This is a genomic window from Brevibacterium sp. SIMBA_078 (assembly GCF_046534565.1).
Taxonomy (GTDB): domain Bacteria; phylum Actinomycetota; class Actinomycetes; order Actinomycetales; family Brevibacteriaceae; genus Brevibacterium.
In genome coordinates this window covers 81,152-98,540 of record NZ_JAWRYQ010000003.1, presented here as the reverse complement: position 1 = coordinate 98,540, position 17,389 = coordinate 81,152, and the positions used below count along the sequence as shown (strand labels likewise).

Here is a 17,389-nt window from a genome sequence, read left to right as displayed (position 1 = left end):
CGAGGGGAGTGTGGGGTGTCAGTCCCGACGTCGACGCCGTGCGATGACGAAGATGCCTGCACCGGCGAGAACGGCGAGGCCGGCGAGCACGGCGATGGTGCCGATGGGATTCATCGAACTGGCCGCTGGTGCTGCATTGGCGTCCGGGTCTGTGGGGGTGTCATCGGTGATGACAGGCTCGTCGGAGTCTTCAGTCGGGGTGGGGCCATCTGTGGGGTCGGGCGAGGGGTGGTCTTCGTCTCCGGCGGTGATGAGTGTGCCATCGCGGGGAACGTCAATGTCGCGGCGATCGTGGCCGTCGTCAGTCGGAAGTTCCGGAATATCGCCGGGCACATTCGGGGCATCGTTGTCGAGGTTGGAGTCGTCGACCACGTCGGAGTCATCTGCCGCGGAGTCGGCGGAATCGTCAGGCTCCTGCACGCCATCGGATGGATCATCATCAGCGGGAGGATCTTCAGGAGCGGGAGGTGTAGGGGGTGCGGGCTCTCCGGCAGCATCGGCGGTGCTATTGCCGTCGGGGGGAGGTGGGACGTCACCGGCAGCGGTGGCGTTGCCGTTAGCGTCGGTTTGGGCGTCAGCGTCCCCTGGGGGTGTGGTTGCGTCCGCATCTGCGTTGGCTTGGGCAGAGCCAGCCGCGGCAGCGTCGGCACCGGAGGCAGACCCGTCGCCGTTGGTGGCAGCATCGGAGGGACCATTGGCCTCAGCGTTGCCGTTGGCATCGTCGGCGGCCGAGGCGTCGGAGTCGGCGTTGGTGTCGTCGGCGGCTGAAGCGTCGGAGTCGGCGTTGGTGTCGTCGGCGGCCGAGGCATCGGAGTCGGCGTTGGTGTCACTGTCGTGATCAGAACCACCGGGGGCCGGTTCGGACTCGCCGCCGCCAATGACAGTGAACCATCCGGTAGTCCAACCACCGGTAGTTGTCTGGAGCTGGTACTTCACGGTCACCGACCCCTCGAACGGGGCGAAGGGAGAGAAGGTGATTGCGCCGTCTCCGCCAGTGGTGAATGAGCCGATGTCGGCGACCACGACGACGAGCGTACGCTTGCCGGTCGCGGGATCAATCAGCTGCAGAGTCTTGGGTTTGAACGCGTCATCGTCGGTTCCGGGGGAGACGGTGACGGGGTCGGTGTTGTCCTCGGGGTAAGTGTGCTCGATGTCGTCGGGAGGAGCTGGCTGTCCCTCATCGGGTGTGTCATGCTCGCCGGGGTTCGTCGGGTCATAGCCGTCCTCTTTCGGTGGGTCGGTTGGTTCGTCCGGTTCCGTGGGTTCATCGGTCGGCGGTGGAGACGGTTTCTTGGTGGGAGTATCCGTTGGCTCTTCGGTGGGAGCCGGTGGGCGGGGAAGGGTGGGAACTGTTACCGGGTCCGTAGGCTGGGTGGCAGGTAGCGGTGACAGCTCGCCACGGTCGACGGTCGCGGTTTCGTCGGGGTTGAGGGTTGCGGCGATAGCGGGTGCCGTGCCGGTGGCGGTGGCGACCCCGATTGCGATGGTCGCTGCGGCGATGCGGCGGGAGACGGTCGGGGACTGTCGAGGGGGTGTCATGAGTTGGAGCCTTTCTTCAGGGCGGTGACGGTGCCGTCTGATGTGCGGATGATGGCGATGTCGTCGGCGGTGTAGCCGATGATGCGATGGGAGCTTGTGGAGGCACGGCCATCGCGGATATAGACGCGTTGTGAGTCAGGTTCGGTTACGGCAAGCGGCCCCAGAGCCGTGATGAAGTCGGTTTCGGCGCGAGAAGTCGGGGTGCCGGTGTTCAGGTCGATGGCGTAAGGGCCGAGGATCGCCGTAGTCATTCCTCGCCCGATCTGCCAGCTCTCGACGGTGTCGGGGACTTCGACGGTGGCGGTGACGGTCCCGTTGTCGTGGAGATCGTGGATCGCGGCCATGGTGGTGTCGTGGAGCGTCCAGAGGGTCACGGCGTATCCGTGTCCGATGGACAGGTGCCGGGAGAATGCTGCATCTTCGACCGGTTCTGGAAGTGTGATGGTGGCGGGATCGTCAGCGTCGGAGCCGAAGGGAATCGCGACGAGCTCGGGTCGGTCAGCAGCGAACTCATACAAGGTCGAGGCGTTGATCGCGGCGGGGATGTATTGGGGGTTCGTCGTGACCTTGACGGGCTTGTCTTCGCCGAAGACGAGAGCGTGAACAGTGCCATCGGCAGTGGTGACCATGGGAGTGGTGCCAGTAACAGACACGGTTTGGTCGCCGGAGATGGGCCACGAGTGTGTTTTGCCGTCGGCGGTGAGAGCGATCACGGATTCTTCGGTGCGGGCGGCAATCGCGGGAGTATCACCGATGAGGAACTCAGCGGTGTACTTCACTGGGGATTCGAGTGGTGCGGTGGTGATGGTGTCGCCGGTGCCGGGGTCGGCCAGGGTCAGGTCGCCTGACTGTTTGTCGATATAGGCCACTCCAGCGCCGAACCAAGACAGGGCAGCGGCTTTTGACGAGTCGATTGACCACAGTTCGGTGTCGTAGCCGACCAGGGTGTCGTTGTCGATTGGTGTCGCGGGATCGAGGACGGTGACTTCGGTGGGCAGGGGTGGTTTGGGGTCTTCGCGGGGGAAGAAGATGATGACCATTGCCGTGACCACGGCGATGAGCAGGAGGCTGGCGATGGTGATCTGAGTGGCTGGGTGCCGGATCCATGCCCACCGGTTCGTTGTCAGGGGCGGGATGTGGGTCGGAGTGTTGGGGGGAGTGCTGGTGCGTGGAGGAATGATGAGCTGTTCTGCGGTCTCGGCGTCCGAGCTGTCGGGGTCTGCGAACAGGGTTAAGGGATCGTTGCTGGGTGTTGAAGAGCGTGGTTTGCGGAACCGGGACAGGAGTCGGGCCAGAGGAGAGGCCGGTGGAGTGTCGTCCTCGTCGAAGAGATGATCAGTGTCGTCCTCGTCGTCACCATTGTCGAATTCTTGGGGATGGATGGTTTGGGTGATGAATCCGGGCAGTGTCGAGGTCAGTTGAAGGGGGTGGACGTGCCTGTTGGCTAGGGCTTGGACGGCGGCAATGACGGCGTCGAGGTCGGCTGTACGGGACATGGTGGCGCCGGTGTCGGCGCTGATGATGGAGAAGTCGTGGAATGACAGTTTGTAGGTGGTAAGTTCGGTGGAATCGTTCGGGACAGGAGTGAGCCCGTTGGGGGTGACGTACCAGCGGTGGGCCTCAAATGCTGGGGGCGTGTCGTTATTGGACTGAGTATGTGCTGGTGAGAGTTCGACGATCGGGGTATCACGGTGTCGGCGGCGCAGGATCAGCGTCGTGGCTTCGGACAGGGAAGTGGTGGGCACCGCGATGCGAGTGCGGTCGATGATCGTCACTGCTGCTGTCAGGATGAATCCAGTGGGAGGGGCCTCCGTACCGGTGGACACAGAGTGCAGTGCCATGGGGACCTCCGGATCGTCTGTAACGTTTCGCATGACTCAGTTTCTCCACCTACCAATTGGGGGTTTCACGCCAGTTACCGGTGACGGGCCCGAAATGTTTGTCACTACGGCCCATGCCCGCGAACACGAGTGTGGTCGTCGACTGGTGGAGTCGACGACCACACTGTGCAGGGAGTCGGTCAGGCGACGTGCGGACCATCGACCGAAACGGCCGGGCTGGGCGTTGCTGCCCGGTGATGGGCCACGACGGTCGACAGCTTGTCCGGTCTGAAACCCGACCACGTATCGGTGGGAGTCTGCACGATCGGTGCTTCACGGAAACCTTGAGCGACGAACGCCTCGAGCTGCTGTCGATGCTTCGGGTCGGTGAGGTCGTTCTCGGTGTAGGGCACATTCTCGTGGTTGAGAGTGCGTGTCGTTGCGTTGCATTGCACGCATCCTGGTTTGGACCACACGGTGATGGTGGGCATATCGGGCTCCTTACTCATTGGGGATCAGCATCCGGGTTCCAGTCATGGGGGTTTTCGCTCGTAATGCGATCGGTAGTATCGCGGGCATCGCGCTTGGCTTCTTCGGCGGCACCATCGGTGATGAGTTCAACGTATTCCTCGGGTCCGTAGTCGAGTTGAGTGCGGGTTTTGTATCCGAGGTTCGTTGCCCACCAGCCGGCCCAGGTCAGTGATCGGGCGGCGGTGAGGATTGTGTCGGTGTCGGTGGTTTCGTTGCGCAGGATTTCGTCGAGGACGGAGTAGCGGTCGCGGCGGGCTGAGGTGATCAATCCTGAGGTGACCATCTTCTCTGTGCCTTCGAGGCTGGGCAGGTGGTGTTCTTCTTCGAATGCTTCGGTATCGAGCATGAGCTGGTTGAGGAAGGCGTCTCGGTCGTGTTCTCGAGACTCGGCGAAGCAGCGTGGGCAGACCATGCCGTCGCCGTCCTTCCCGGCCTTTGTGGCGAAGAAGTCGGATTGGGCCGCCTGCGCTCGGCGGGAGGGTGGAACTTTGGATAGGTCGCGTTTGGCGGTGTGTCCGCATTTGTACTTCACCGGGTAGTGGGTAGGGATCTTGCTCATTGTGGTGTCCTTCCGTCTGGGGTACTGCCGGGAATTCCGGAAGACGGGGGCGAATGTATGTCGCCGAAGAATTATTAGTCAGTGAGCTCGTAGCGCAGCTGCGTGATACGGGCCCGACGTCCTGGTGGCTCGGGAAGGGCCGTGACCATGGCCTCGAGTCGGGTAGTTGAGGCTTTCGTGTAAATCTGGGTTGTTGCGACATTGGCGTGGCCGAGGAGATCACGGAGGGCCAAGATGTCGTGATTGAGCTCGAGCGCGTCGACGGCGAACTTGTGGCGCAGACTGTGAGCGTGCCTGCCCCTTTGATATCCGAGAAGATGGCGGATACGGCGGCCGATCGAGCGGTTGAGCATGTGGCCGGTGGCGTTGAGTGCTGAGGGGAAGAAATATCCAGCCGGGAAGGTTGGCAGGATTTCGAGAAGCAGCGGGTGGAGGGGCACGATTCGTTCTTTGTTGCCTTTTCCGAGAATCCGGAGTTGTCGGGTGGCAAGGAGAACATCGTCTGAGTGTGATTGGGCGATTTCACCAGCCCTCATACCCTGGAGCTCCCCGAACAGAATCATCAGAACGTCTTTAGGGCGGGTGCATCGGGAGAGACCTTGCGCGATCACGTCATTAGGGCACGGGTTCGGGACGCCGCGGGAGCTGCGGATCGGGGGCAGTTTCGATGATGGGTTAGCTTTGGTGTGCTCGACGTCGGTCGCCCACCGGTAGAAGGTCGTGAGAGCGGCGCGGCCGGAACGTTTGGTGGAGATCGAGGGGCCGATGTGTTTGGCCAGCCAGGTCATAAGGTCTTGGAGGCCAAGCTTGAGCACGTTCCCGTGTCCTTCGGCTTGTGCCCAGAGCATGAACCGTCTGAGGTAGTACTCGCGGATCTCGACGGTGCTGGCTGCGTTGTAAGCAGCAAGTGATGTGGTGTAGCCAGCGAGCAGTTTGGTGTGCTTGCGATTGAGCGTTGGGTTTGCAGGCAATGAGTGCTCCTTTGTTCCTGGTCACGGGCGGGGGACTGCCCATTTAATGCCAGGAACGAAGAAGTTAGTTGCGGGCTGCTGTAGTTCGGACCCAACCGATTAGAGCGATTGTGAGTATGCCACCAATTGCCATGAGCCAGAGCGTTGCGGTGTAGGGGCGGTCGATGTCGTAGCCGACGGTGACGATCACGCCGATGATTCCGGTGAGGGTGATCCCCCAGATCGCGAACCGCAGGATTGCGACCCCGATCGTGATCGCAAGAACGGAGATGAGTCCGATGATGGCTATGCCGATGACGGTCAAGATGATCGCGCTCATGGTACTGCTCCCTTGCTGGCATTGAGTAGCGATGATTCTCTGAAACTACAGGTTCGGTCTGACGTGGACTAGTTTGCTGATTGTCAGAACGGTTTTGCCCCGCGCGAGTAGTAGTCATAGTCGGGAGAGGGGGCACATTCGAGTCCTTGCTCGAACAGTGCCGATCCAGCTTGTTGGCGCAGTGATCTCGGCCCAGAAATCTTGATGTCGATCTTCTCGACGTACTGGCCTTCGTATGTTCCTCCTGTGTGGGTGGCAGATCGGTCGATGCGTTCGAAGGAGAGCTCGGAGTAGTCAACGCCAGTTCGTGTCAGCATCGACTTCACTGCGCGGATGGTGAGGTGTTTGCCTACCACTGTTGGACACCACCGACCGCGAATCGGGCGAGGCTGAAGGCGATGGCTGCAGCGGCGCATTGACCACCTGCAAGTGGTTGGACGGGGCCTGCAAACTGATCGCTTGATCGACTCATAATCGTGAGGTCGGGGGATCGAGTCCCCCTCCCGCTACCGATCAACTCCCTCATCAGGATGACGAATCCGATGGGGGAGTTTCTGTTTTCGCGAACTTCTCGAGACGGTATTGCGCGACTCATTCCGGCCGTGCAAGTCTTGCCGAGTGAAGCACACAATGACTCTCGATTTCACCAGTGAAGCCCACGCACTTGCCGATGATCTGCGCGAACTGCGCCGCGACCTGCACCGGGACCCCGAAATAGGACTCGATCTGCCGAAGACCCAACGTCGGATCCTCGACGCCCTGGAAGGTCTGCCGCTTGAGATCACGCTCGGTCAGGAGCTCAGCTCGATCATCGCCGTCCTGCGCGGAGCGCACCCCGGCCCGACGGTGCTCCTGCGCGGGGACATGGACGCTCTGCCCGTCGACGAGGCGACCGGACTCGACTTCGCGTCGACGAATGGGACCATGCATGCCTGCGGGCATGATCTCCACGTTTCCGGACTCGTCGGAGCCGCGAAGCTGCTGTCCGCTCATCAGTCCGAGCTGAAGGGCACGGTGGCCTTCATGTTCCAGCCCGGCGAGGAGGGGATGGGCGGTGCGAAGATCATGCTCGAAGAAGGAATGTTCGACACCATCGGCAAGAAGCCCGATGCGGCTTACGCGATCCATGTGGCACCGGGGGTGCCGGGAACCTTCGTCACCAGACCGGGCACGATCATGGCCGGGGCGAATACTCTGCACGTGACGATGCACGGCAGCGGAGGTCACAGCTCGCGACCGGAAGATGCGGTCGACCCGGTGCGTCCGATTCTCGAACTCGGACAGGCGCTGCAATCGATGGTCACCGGATCATTCAGCGTCTTCGACCCCATCGTCGCCCAGGTGACGCAGTTGGAAGCGGGGGAGGCCGTCAATGTCATCCCCGCCTCGGCGAAGCTCGGAGCCTCTGTGCGCACGCTCTCCCACGAGTCGACGCGTAGGTTCCCCGAGCGCGCCACACAGTTGGCGGAGTCGATTGCGGCCGCACACGGATGCACGGCCGAGGTGGTGTGGACCGAGCAGTATCCCGTCACGGTCAACGACTGCGGCGAAGCCGACTTCGCCCTGAGAGTTCTGGCCGATCGTTTCGGGGCCGAGCGGGCAGTGCAGGTGCCGGACCCGCTCATGGGTTCCGAGGACTTCTCCTTCGTGCTCGAGCAGGTGCCCGGTGCTTTCATGTTCTTCTTCGTGACGCCCGAAGGCATCGATCCGGCCTCGGCGGCGACGAATCACTCGCCGGAAGTTCAGTTCGACGATGCGCACCTGCCCGACCAGGCTGCGGCGCTTGCAACCCTGGCCTGGGAGCGGTCACTGCGCGGATGAGCACCGCAAGGCCGACGACAACTGGTGAATCCCACTTCGACGGACAGGGGTATGGTCTTCGCGCGATTCGGCGCCTACTCTCGAAGTGACTGTTCGACCGAAGTGGGAGATCAACGATGATCAGCACAGAACTGTCCGACTGGCTCCTCGACTCGGACCCGGCCCTGCGCTGGCAGGTCGAACGCGACCTGCTCGGAGCAGAGGAGACGACCTGGCAGGAGACCCGCGCACGCGTGGAACACGAAGGCTTCGGCGCAGAGCTGCTGGCCCAGCAAGACCCGGACGGACAATGGGCAGGCGGGGCCTTCTTCCCCTCCGACTTCGCATTCGATGACGACGGATCACAGCCGTGGACGGCGACGACGTGGGCTCTGAAGGACCTGCGCGAGTGGGGACTGACCGCCTCGGCGTTGGAGGGAACGGCAGAGAAACTCGAATCCGCACGCTGGGAATACGAGAATCTGCCGTACTGGGGCGGGGAAGTCGATGTCTGCATCAATTCCTGGACGCTGTCGAACGGCCTGTGGCTCGGTGCCGATGTCGACGGCATCGTCGACTGGTTCCTGAGCCACCAGCAGCCCGACGGCGGATGGAACTGCGAATGGGTCGAAGGTTCGATGGTCTCGTCGTTCCACTCCACCCTCAACGCCCTCGTCGCGCTGCTCGACTATCAGCTGGCTGCGGGCGACGCCGCACGTGTGCAGCAGGCCCGAACCAGGGGAGAGGAGTACCTGCTGTCGCGGGACCTGTTCCGCACGCGCAGCACCGGTGAACCTTTCGACGGTCGTGCCCTCGCTCTCTTCCACCCCCGCCGCTGGTTCTACGGAATCCTGCCCGCACTCGACTACTTCCGCGAAGCGACGAGCGCGGACGGAACCGGCCCGGACCCGCGGATGGAAGAAGCGGTCGGGATGATCCGAGCCAGACGCTCCGACGACGGCACCTGGACTCAGGACCATCGCCTCGACGGCGAGGTCTGGTTCCACGTCGACGCTCCGGTCGGCGAACCCTCGAAATGGGTGACCCTGCAAGCCCAGCGAGTCCTCGACTGGTGGGACGGAACACAAACCGACTGAGCATCCACAGCCGCGGCCCAGAAACGCCACAGTCCCACGCCAGAGCCGGTCACCACGATGGTGTCATCACACATCATCGAAGGAAGGACAGCTCATGGCTCGCGTACCCGAACCGGACCAGACCCCCAATGGACCCGCCTATGAAGGCAGGCTCCTCGACCGTCCCGACGAGGAGGTCGTCGACCAGGGCGCCTCCTTCGACATCCGCACCCTCTTCAGCCGGCGAGGAGTTCTCGGGCTCGTCGGAGCCGGCGTCGGCACCATGGTCCTCGCCGCCTGCAGTTCCGAAGACTCAGGCTCGACGAGCTCGAGCTCGAGCAGCAGCGGATCCTTCACGGAGATCCCGGACGAAACCGCAGGACCCTATCCGGCCGACGGCTCCAACGGCCCCGATATCCTCGAGGAATCGGGAATCGTGCGCTCCGACATCCGCTCGAACATCGACGGGACCGACACCGTCGACGGTGTGCCGCTGACTTTCACCCTCAAGGTCACCGATATGGCCAACGACAACGCCCCGTTCGAGGGTGCTGCCGTCTACGCCTGGCACTGCGACGCTCAGGGCCGCTACTCGATGTACTCCGACGGCGTCGAAGACGCGACGTGGCTGCGTGGCGTCCAGGTCGTCGACGCCAACGGTGAAGTCACGTTCAAATCGGTCTTCCCCGGCTGCTACTCAGGCAGGTGGACGCACATCCACTTCGAGGTCTACCCCGACGTCGATTCGATCACCGATGCCGAGAACGCCATCGCCACCTCGCAGATGGCCCTGCCCGAAGACGCCTGCAACGCAGTCTTCGCCCTCGAGACCTACGACGGATCGGCGAAGAACCTCTCTGCCACCTCCCTCGACGACGACAACGTCTTCGGTGACGACGGAGGAGAGCATCAGCTCGCCACGATCAGCGGCGACACCGACGCCGGATACACCGCCACGCTCGATGTTCCCGTCGACACCGACACCGAACCGACCGGCGGCGCAGCCCCGGGAGGCGGCGGTGAAGGGCAAGCCCCACCCGACGGCGCCCCCGAAAAGCCCTGACAACTCGGAGAAAGGCTCACCATCATGCTGCACAACCTCACGGGCTGGCACGCCCTCGTCATCCTCGCCATCATCATCCTCGTCTTCGGCGCAGCCAAGCTGCCTGCGCTCGCCAAGAGCCTCGGGCAGTCCGTACGCATCCTCAAGGACGAATCATCCGATTCGCGGTCTGGTGATGAGTCGGAACCCCACTCATGAGCACCGCCGCGGAGAAGATGCCGCTGTCCGCGCACCTGCGGGAGGCCCGGACACGGGCGGTGCGCGCGGCGGTGGCGCTGCTAATCGGCACGGTCATCGGCTATCTCACCTCAGATTTCGTCATGGACGTCCTCCGGGCCCCGATCACCGAGCTCGCCGAATCCCGCAGCGCTTCGCTCAATTACGACAGCGTCACCGGCGCCTTCGACCTTCAGCTGCGCATCGCCGTGTACTCCGGGATCGTCCTCTCCAGCCCGGTATGGCTGGGGGAGATCTTCGGATTCCTCACTCCGGGACTGACGGCGAAGGAGAAGAAGGTGACGTTCGGCTTCCTCGGCGCCGCGGTGCCCCTCTTCGTCGCCGGCTGTCTCACCGGCCTCTTTATCTTCCCGCGGATGGTCGAAGTGCTCACTTCGTTCGCCGCGAGTGAGGACAGCACCATCCTGCAGGCGTCCTACTATTTCGACTTCGTGTTCAAGATCGTCATCGCCACCGGAGTCGCTTTCGTCCTTCCGGTCTTCCTCGTCGTCCTCAACTTCATCGGCCTGCTCTCTGCTCGATCGATCGCGAGGGCCTGGCGAGTCTCCATCGTGGCCATCGTGGTCTTCGCCGCGCTGGTCACCCCGGCCGCCGACGTGCTCTCCATGTTCTTCGTCGCGGCCCCGATGGCGCTGCTGTTCCTCGCCGCACTCGTCATCGCGTGCATCCACGACCGGGCCCGAGGGTACGACCGGATGGCCGGTGATCCGCGCGTGGAGGAGGAACGGCGCGGTCGAGTGCCGATCACACCAACGGAAAGGACTCGGACATGTTCGGCCTGAGTTTCGAGAAACTGATCATCGTCGGCATCTTCGCCGCCCTCGTCATCGGCCCGCAGCGTCTGCCCCACTACGCGCAGAAGCTCGGTGAACTCGCCCGCCTGCTCCGTGCCCAGGTCGACACGGCGCGGACTCGGGCCGCCGAATCGATGGGCGCCGAGGACTGGCGAACGCTTGATCCGCGACAGTACGATCCGCGCCGGATCATCCGAGAGGCCCTGGATGAGCCGGGCAGCGCCCGGAGCTCGGAGACCGCGGCCCCGGGTTCGGCTGAGCGTTCCGATCGTGCCGTGGACGGGGAGAGCCGATCACCCGCCGAGGCGGCCGGCAGCTTTGTCGTCACCGGTTCATCCGGACATCCGCGGAGACGATTCGTCGCCCGCACGGACGAAGGTCGTACGGGCGACGATGAGTGTGCAGTCGCAACCTCAGGAACCGATCGATGACCAGGGGCGGGGCCGCCTCGGTGATCAGTCCTTGAAGTCGAAGTCTTCCTTGTCGATGCCGGGGAACATGAGTTCGTACTTGACCATCTTGTCCTTGTGGTCGACGATCTTCACTGTTCCGTAGTACGTCTTCTCACCTTTGAGGGCTTCTTTGTCCTTGACGGTGACATTGCACGTTTCGAATCCGTACCATTCTGTGAGATCCATATCCGTTGCGCACTCGGCCTTCTTGACTGTGAAATCGAGTTTGTTCTCGAACAGGTCGACGAGGTCGGCCTCGATCGACGAAGCGGGCACGATGCCGTTGCCCTTCTTGTCGATCTTCATCCCGTCGTCGCTGGCCCAGTTCGTCGTCTTCGCAGCGTCAGCGTACGGGTCGGTGGATTTCGTGTCTGTCGGCTCCGCCTCGGCGGGTTCGGATCCGGGGGCGTCGGCCTCTTTCGATTCGACGGCTCCTCCGCCGAATCCGCCTTCTTCGGTCTGCGCGGCCTCGGACTTCTGATTCTCGGCGGGCTTGTCCCCTCCGGAGCCTCCGCAAGCCGTCAGGGACAAGGCGAGAGCGGTTCCAGCGGCCGCCGTCAGCAGGCGGGGCATCCAGGTGGACCGGCGAATCGGGGTCATCGTGTTTCTCCTTCGCGCTCAGGCGATCACAAGCGTTGTCGATACACCACGATTCTGCCACGTCCGGTTGCCGCGAAGACCGGTTCGGTGTGCGGATCCGGCGACACCTGTGGCGATTCGGGCACATCCGGGCTCAGCGCCAGCTGAGTTTCAGGCAGGGAAGTGACCATCCCTCACCGTTCCTCGCACATCCCCCCTCTGCGACAGGGCGTTCTGCGAGGAACGGTGACGAGTGCCGACGCACGTGTAGGAGAAGCCACCGCCGCGAGGGTGTGCAAGCAGCGGTGCGAGATGGTCCGGCTGTGCTTCGCGGCTACACCGCGGCGGGGGAGTTGACGGCCTTCGCGAGAGCCTCGAAGGCGCGGATCGTCGGGAACAGCTTCGTCGCCTCCTGCGGCAGCCCCCAGCTCGAGAGCTTGACGCCGAGGACGTTGGCACCCGGGTTCATATAGATCATCTGCCCATGGATGCCGAGGGCCAGGAACGCATGAGAATCGGGGAACGGGAACCAGAACTGGTTGTGATACGCCCCGCCCGGCATCCGATTGTCTCCGGGCCCATCGGCGAACGCCTGACGCACATCCTCGGCGGTGGTCAGCGTATCGCCGATCCACGTCGTCGGCGCGACCTGCTGTCCGGTCAGCGACTGCCCGCGGTTGGTGTAGACATAGCCGAACCGGGCGAGATCGCGCAGAGTCGTGTTGATTCCGCCGTCGAACATCCCGACCCCGTACTGGTCGGTGGCGATGATCGCGTCCTGTTCGGCGCCGATCCGAGACCACAGCACCCGGGACATGAGCGACTGCATGCGCTCGCCGGCGATCTTCTCGCACACCCATCCGAGCACATCGGTCTCACATGACCGGTATTCGAAGACACCGCCGTGCTCGGACTTCGCCTCCAGGGTGGTGAGGAACTCGTACATGCCGATGCCCGGGTTCTCCCGCTTCGCCTCGGACCAGCCGATCGACTCTTCGATCTGCCGGACCTCGGATTTCGGGTCGAGGTAGTCCTCGGAGAAGCGGATGCCCGAACGCATATCGAGGACATGGCGCACGGTGGCACCGGCGTAGCCGGACTCGGCGAGTTCGGGCACATAATCGGTGACGAGGCGGTTCGGGTCGAGGTCACCCGAACCGGCGAGGACACCGGCGACGGTGCCGACGAGCGATTTGGACACCGACATGAGCAGATGCTCGGTCGACGCGGTCATCTCCCCGAAGTACTCCTCGGTGAGCACGGTCCCGTTGTGCATGAGCATCCAGGCATCCGTGTCGGTGGATTCGATGACGCTGCGGACGCTGCGGGCCTCCGAGTACTCCGTCGCGGGAACCTCGACCTCGCCGAGATCCTGCGGATCGGCGGGCAGCTCGGCCACCGGACCGGTGCCCCGGGAGATCGGCGTCGTGGGCAGGACCCGTGCGACGTTCTGGAACGACCAGCGCACATTGTCGGGATCCTGCCAGTTGTCCCGGTCGATTACTGCCGCAGGGTCCACGGGTGCCGATGGGGTCACGGTCTGATCGGTCGGGGGAGTGGCCGCGGTCTGGTCCGGTGACGGTTCGATCACTCTTCTCCTCTGAATCTTGCATCGGTCTGTCCGCGGAACGGCTCCGCGGACGGCAGCTGAGGGCCGCCTCGGTTCGTGTTGAGATTATCACCGAGGCGGCTCCGCGCTTCGCGTGTATCTGCCCTTCGCGTTTAAGGGAGCGGCGCCGGGTTCAGTCGCCTTTGGCTCCGGGTCCGCCGAGGGCCGGAGACGGATCGTCGGCGACGACCGGAACTCCGGCGTACATCGCCCTGATCGAATCGATGAAGTGCTTGGCCCGGATGCTCAGCGCATCAGGCCCGCCGACGTTCGTCTGCAGCGGATTCTTCGTCACCAGGACTCCGAGGTCCGCACCCTTCCACCGGTAGTCTCCGGCCCCGAAGATACGCAGGAAGAACACCTCGCTGCCGTTCTGCAGGGGGTGCCAGTCGAGTGCCGCACGTTTGTACGTCAGCGTCCCGTACTGGTCGAGATAGTACTGGCCGGTCAGCGGGGAATGCGTGATGTACTCGGTGATCGGAGCCGTCTCCTTGATGATCATCTGGCTCCACTCGTCGGCGCCGGAGAGCTCCTCCCACCGCTCATTGATCTCCGTGACATCGAGGTCGAATTCGACGTCGAGGTATTCGAGCAGGTGGAACAGGAACAGGGGCACATCGGCATAGGCGCCGGCTGTGACGTTCGTGATCGCCGAGGCCCCGGAAATGCGCGGATTGAGCTCACCGAGGTAGCAGTCGTCGCTGTCGAGATCGACGAGGACATCGACTTCGAAGAACCCGCGATAGCCGCGTTTGCGCAGGCCTTCGCCCATCTTGCGCACGAGCTCACGGGTCTGCGCCCGCTGCTCCGCGTTGAGGACATCGGGTTTCATCTCGTTGCCGCACCAGCCGCCCTTGTACGGGGTGAGCTCGGCGAAGCCGGCCAGCTCGGTCAGATACGGACCGACGACGACACCGCTGGAGGTGATGACCGCCTCGACGGCGACCGGAGTGTTGTTGATCCGCTTCATCACCTTCAGCTGCTCGCCGATGATGTCGTCCTTGTGCGCCTCCCAGCCGGAGGCATCGGAGATGAAGAACGTCGTCTTCCCGGAATCGCCGTAGGGGGTCTGCACGACGAGATCCGTGCCCAGTCCCGCCTCGGCGGCCCGCTCATTGAGCTCTTCGTAGGTGTCGGCAGTGGTCAGCACGTTCGGGACGGAGAACGCACCGGCCTCATTGCCGAGCTTCGTCGTCTCGATCTTCGAATCGAGCTGATTGCGCAGGGCTGCCGACGGCAGAATGAGGTCGTAGCCGAGCTCTCGGCAGATCCGCTCGGTCTCCTCGTCGAAGAAGACCATCGCGACCTTGACCCGCTCACCGTGGGGGACGTTGCGCGTCATATGGGCACGCACCTCGGCGTTGAGCAGCAGCCAGTTGTTGATCGCCTCACCCGATTCGAACTCGACATAGGGCTTGTAGCGCGGGGAGAAGACGCGCGGATGACCGCCGTCCCAGCCGTCGTAGTAGGTGATGTACGAGAAGTTGCGCACCCACCGGTCGAGACCGAGCAGGTTGAACGGCGTGGCTCCGACGAAGAAGATCGGGGTCTGATTCGTGCGGAAGAAGTGCCGGACCTCGGAGACATTGCGCAGCGGTCGACGCAGCTGGACTCTGTCGGCTTCTTTGCCGGCGTAGGCGGCGTCGGTGGCCACTGCCACTTCGACCTGCGGCGGGTCGACGTCGGCGGGTGCCGGATCAGAACCGCCGGCTGCCGGTGCAGGTGCAGCGGGGGCGCCGGGGCCAGGTGTGTGCGGTGAGGGGACCGCGACTGCGTCTTTGACTCGTGCGCCGGGGGTCGCCGTCTGTGCCTCGGGGCTCTTCGGGTCAGCGCTGGGGGATTCGTTCGTCATCGCACTACTCCTTACCAAATGTGATGTGGACAACATATACCAGTTTCGAAGCCATGAGCCCGATGGTGCAGTAATTGTGTGAACCGGATACGAACGCGCGATCAATTCTTCGCCGGTGAGCCTCATCCTGAGGCCGTGCTTTAGGCTGGTGTCGATACTGACCCCAGTGGAAGAGAGAGCGCATATGCCGGTGAATACGGAGAAGCAGGGGGCCACGTTCTCCCTGCCTCAGCCCTATGAGGTCTCCAGGGAGGCGATCGCGGAATTCGCGCTCGCCACCGGAGCGAAGGCCGATTACCATTTCGACGCCGAGGCGGCCGCCGAGCTGGGCTACCGCGACGTCGTCGCCCCGACCACCTTCGCCGTGATCATCGCGCAGAAATCGGAAGCCGCATATATCTCCGACCCGGATTCGGGCATCGACTTCTCGAAGGTCGTCCACGGCTCCGAACAATTCTCGTTCACTCGACCCATCGTCGCCGGCGACGTCCTGTCCGCGCTCACCCACGTCGACGGAGTCCGGGCTGCCGGAAACAACGCCATGATCACCACCCGCACCGAGATCACCGATGTCGCGGAGCAGCCCGTCGTCACCGTGACCTCGACCATCGTCGTGAGAGGAGACGGAGAATGAGCGCCATCGACTTCTCCACACTGACCATCGGTGACACCGTCGTGGAATCCGAGATCCCGCTGTCGCGCGCCTCCCTCGTCGACTATGCCGCAGCCTCGGGCGATCACAATCCGATCCACTGGAACGAACGCTTCGCCCGCGAAGTCGGCCTCGACGACGTCATCGCCCACGGCATGCTCTCGATGGCGGCGGTCATCGCGCCGGTGGCCGAATGGCTCGGCGACCCGGGTGCGATCGTCGACTACCGGACCCGCTTCTCCGCCCCCGTCGTCGTCCCGGATGCCGAAACCGGATCACCGGCCACCCCGACGACCTCGCTCAAGCTCACCGCCACCGTCGGTGCCGTCGACCCCGCCGTCGGCACGGCCCGCATCGACATCTCCGTGAAGTCCGGTGAGGCCGATGTCCTCAGCCGCACTCAGGTTCGGATCTCGGCGTGACCGAAGCCCACCCGCAGGAACTCTCCGGCTTCACCACCTTCCGCCTCGGCGGACCGGCCCCGCAGGTCACGGTCGCGAACACCCGAGACGAACTGCTCGACTTCTGCGCCGCCCACCCGCTCGACCTCAGCGGTCAGGAGACGGCGCAGGTCCTGTTCATCGGCGGCGGATCGAACCTGCTCATCGCCGATGCCGGATTCGACGGTGCGGTCTGCGTGGTCCGTACCACCGGAGTGGAGACGACCCAGACCACGACGACCGACACCCGGGTCACCGCCGAGGCGGGGGAGGACTGGGATGACTTCGTCGCCCACACCCTCGACCTGGGGCTGTCCGGACTCGAAGCGCTGTCCGGGATCCCCGGATCGGTCGGTGCGACCCCGATCCAGAACGTCGGTGCCTACGGCACGGAGGTCGGCGAGCTCATCTCCTCCGTCGAGGTCTTCGACCGTGTAGCCGGTCAGATCCGCCACCTCACCGCAGTCGAACTCGAATTCGGCTACCGCACCTCGGCGCTCAAGCGCGCCCAGATCGCGGCCGGAACCCCGCAGTTCGTCGTGCTCTCGGTGACCTTCGACCTCCAGCGCAGCGACGAGTCGCTGCCGGTGCGCTACGCCCAGCTCGCCTCGACCCTCGACGTCGAGATCGGCACCCGCGTCCCGGCCGCACGAGTGCGCGAGAACGTCATAGCGCTGCGCCGGTCGAAGGGCATGGTTCTCGACGCGGCCGACCACGACTCCTGGTCGGCGGGATCCTTCTTCACCAACCCCATCGTCGAGAACGCCGAGATCCTGCCCGCCGAAGCTCCCCGCTACCCGGTGACCGATCCGCTCAGCGGAGCGAAGATCGAAGGGAAGACGAAGACCTCAGCGGCCTGGCTGATCGAGCACGCGGGGTTCTCCAAGGGCTTCTGCCTCGGTGAGGGACCGGCGTCGCTGTCGACCAAGCACACCCTGGCGCTGACGAACCGGGGACACGCGAGCACAGCCGATGTGATCGATCTCGCGGCGACCGTCGTCGCCGGCGTCGAGGACGCCTTCGGCATCACCCTCGAACCCGAACCGACTTTTATCGGCTGCTCCATCGACGACGGGAAACGTCCCTAGACTGGTGG

At 63.8% G+C, this 17,389-nt stretch carries 19 protein-coding genes; 9 read left to right on the top strand and 10 right to left on the bottom strand.

The window, feature by feature from the left end:
• Positions 1 to 18: 18 nt before the first annotated feature.
• From SB749_RS12265 to SB749_RS12235, 7 genes are all read right to left on the bottom strand, one after another.
• A complete protein-coding gene (locus tag SB749_RS12265) occupies positions 19 to 1,539 on the bottom strand; it encodes a hypothetical protein (protein ID WP_410710570.1) in 1,521 nt (506 codons plus the stop codon).
• Complete coding sequence (locus SB749_RS12260; RefSeq protein WP_410710569.1) at positions 1,536 to 3,413, bottom strand: hypothetical protein; 1,878 nt, start codon at positions 3,411 to 3,413, stop codon at positions 1,536 to 1,538. Before SB749_RS12260 ends, SB749_RS12265 begins: the two co-directional genes overlap by 4 nt.
• A gap of 146 nt (positions 3,414 to 3,559) precedes the next feature.
• Positions 3,560 to 3,850, bottom strand: coding sequence for a glutaredoxin domain-containing protein (locus SB749_RS12255; protein WP_166826364.1), 291 nt, complete (start codon positions 3,848 to 3,850; stop codon positions 3,560 to 3,562).
• A gap of 14 nt (positions 3,851 to 3,864) precedes the next feature.
• The gene (locus tag SB749_RS12250) at positions 3,865 to 4,449 is read right to left on the bottom strand and encodes a hypothetical protein (RefSeq protein ID WP_410710568.1); all 585 of its coding nucleotides are present in this window, start codon (positions 4,447 to 4,449) and stop codon (positions 3,865 to 3,867) included.
• Between the two features lie 74 nt (positions 4,450 to 4,523).
• Positions 4,524 to 5,420, bottom strand: a complete 897-nt coding sequence (locus SB749_RS12245) for a tyrosine-type recombinase/integrase (RefSeq protein WP_410710567.1) — start codon at positions 5,418 to 5,420, stop codon at positions 4,524 to 4,526.
• A gap of 64 nt (positions 5,421 to 5,484) precedes the next feature.
• Complete coding sequence (locus SB749_RS12240) at positions 5,485 to 5,739, bottom strand: hypothetical protein (protein WP_410710566.1); 255 nt, start codon at positions 5,737 to 5,739, stop codon at positions 5,485 to 5,487.
• Positions 5,740 to 5,822: 83 nt separating this feature from the next.
• A complete protein-coding gene (locus tag SB749_RS12235; RefSeq protein WP_410710565.1) occupies positions 5,823 to 6,065 on the bottom strand; it encodes a hypothetical protein in 243 nt (80 codons plus the stop codon).
• A gap of 304 nt (positions 6,066 to 6,369) precedes the next feature.
• Between SB749_RS12235 and SB749_RS12230 the strand changes: the two genes are divergently transcribed.
• The 6 genes from SB749_RS12230 to SB749_RS12205 all read left to right on the top strand — a co-directional run bounded on the left by SB749_RS12230 (position 6,370) and on the right by SB749_RS12205 (position 11,140).
• Positions 6,370 to 7,560 carry a M20 metallopeptidase family protein gene (locus SB749_RS12230; protein WP_410710972.1) on the top strand — a complete coding sequence of 397 codons (1,191 nt, stop codon included), beginning with the start codon at positions 6,370 to 6,372 and terminating at the stop codon, positions 7,558 to 7,560.
• Positions 7,561 to 7,676: 116 nt separating this feature from the next.
• Positions 7,677 to 8,636 (top strand): squalene cyclase, encoded by a 960-nt coding sequence (locus SB749_RS12225; protein WP_410710564.1) that lies wholly within the window; start codon positions 7,677 to 7,679, stop codon positions 8,634 to 8,636.
• Positions 8,637 to 8,730: 94 nt separating this feature from the next.
• Complete coding sequence (locus tag SB749_RS12220; protein WP_410710563.1) at positions 8,731 to 9,678, top strand: intradiol ring-cleavage dioxygenase; 948 nt, start codon at positions 8,731 to 8,733, stop codon at positions 9,676 to 9,678.
• 24 nt (positions 9,679 to 9,702) lie between these two features.
• A complete protein-coding gene (locus tag SB749_RS12215) occupies positions 9,703 to 9,876 on the top strand; it encodes a twin-arginine translocase TatA/TatE family subunit (RefSeq protein WP_410710562.1) in 174 nt (57 codons plus the stop codon).
• The gene (gene tatC, locus SB749_RS12210; RefSeq protein ID WP_410710561.1) at positions 9,873 to 10,697 is read left to right on the top strand and encodes a twin-arginine translocase subunit TatC; all 825 of its coding nucleotides are present in this window, start codon (positions 9,873 to 9,875) and stop codon (positions 10,695 to 10,697) included. The genes SB749_RS12215 and tatC overlap by 4 nt, the downstream gene beginning before the upstream one ends.
• The gene (locus SB749_RS12205; RefSeq protein WP_410710560.1) at positions 10,685 to 11,140 is read left to right on the top strand and encodes a hypothetical protein; all 456 of its coding nucleotides are present in this window, start codon (positions 10,685 to 10,687) and stop codon (positions 11,138 to 11,140) included. Before tatC ends, SB749_RS12205 begins: the two co-directional genes overlap by 13 nt.
• A gap of 24 nt (positions 11,141 to 11,164) precedes the next feature.
• Here the strand turns inward: SB749_RS12205 and SB749_RS12200 are convergent, their stop codons facing one another.
• The 3 genes from SB749_RS12200 to SB749_RS12190 form a co-directional block, all read right to left on the bottom strand.
• Entirely contained in the window at positions 11,165 to 11,761 is a 597-nt protein-coding gene (locus tag SB749_RS12200; RefSeq protein WP_410710559.1) for a hypothetical protein, read from the bottom strand.
• Between the two features lie 313 nt (positions 11,762 to 12,074).
• Positions 12,075 to 13,331, bottom strand: coding sequence for a serine hydrolase domain-containing protein (locus tag SB749_RS12195; RefSeq protein ID WP_410710558.1), 1,257 nt, complete (start codon positions 13,329 to 13,331; stop codon positions 12,075 to 12,077).
• A 151-nt stretch (positions 13,332 to 13,482) separates the two neighbouring features.
• On the bottom strand, positions 13,483 to 15,201 hold the full coding sequence (locus tag SB749_RS12190; RefSeq protein ID WP_410710557.1) for a biotin carboxylase: 1,719 nt from the start codon (positions 15,199 to 15,201) through the stop codon (positions 13,483 to 13,485).
• A gap of 184 nt (positions 15,202 to 15,385) precedes the next feature.
• Here SB749_RS12190 and SB749_RS12185 point away from each other — a divergent pair, with 184 nt between their 5' ends.
• Genes SB749_RS12185 through SB749_RS12175 form a run of 3 tightly spaced genes read left to right on the top strand, consistent with a single transcriptional unit; the run spans position 15,386 to position 17,381 of the window.
• Positions 15,386 to 15,835 (top strand): MaoC family dehydratase N-terminal domain-containing protein, encoded by a 450-nt coding sequence (locus tag SB749_RS12185; RefSeq protein ID WP_410710971.1) that lies wholly within the window; start codon positions 15,386 to 15,388, stop codon positions 15,833 to 15,835.
• Complete coding sequence (locus SB749_RS12180) at positions 15,832 to 16,275, top strand: MaoC/PaaZ C-terminal domain-containing protein (RefSeq protein WP_410710556.1); 444 nt, start codon at positions 15,832 to 15,834, stop codon at positions 16,273 to 16,275. Before SB749_RS12185 ends, SB749_RS12180 begins: the two co-directional genes overlap by 4 nt.
• A complete protein-coding gene (locus SB749_RS12175) occupies positions 16,272 to 17,381 on the top strand; it encodes a UDP-N-acetylmuramate dehydrogenase (protein WP_410710555.1) in 1,110 nt (369 codons plus the stop codon). Before SB749_RS12180 ends, SB749_RS12175 begins: the two co-directional genes overlap by 4 nt.
• The last annotated feature ends 8 nt before the right edge of the window (positions 17,382 to 17,389 follow it).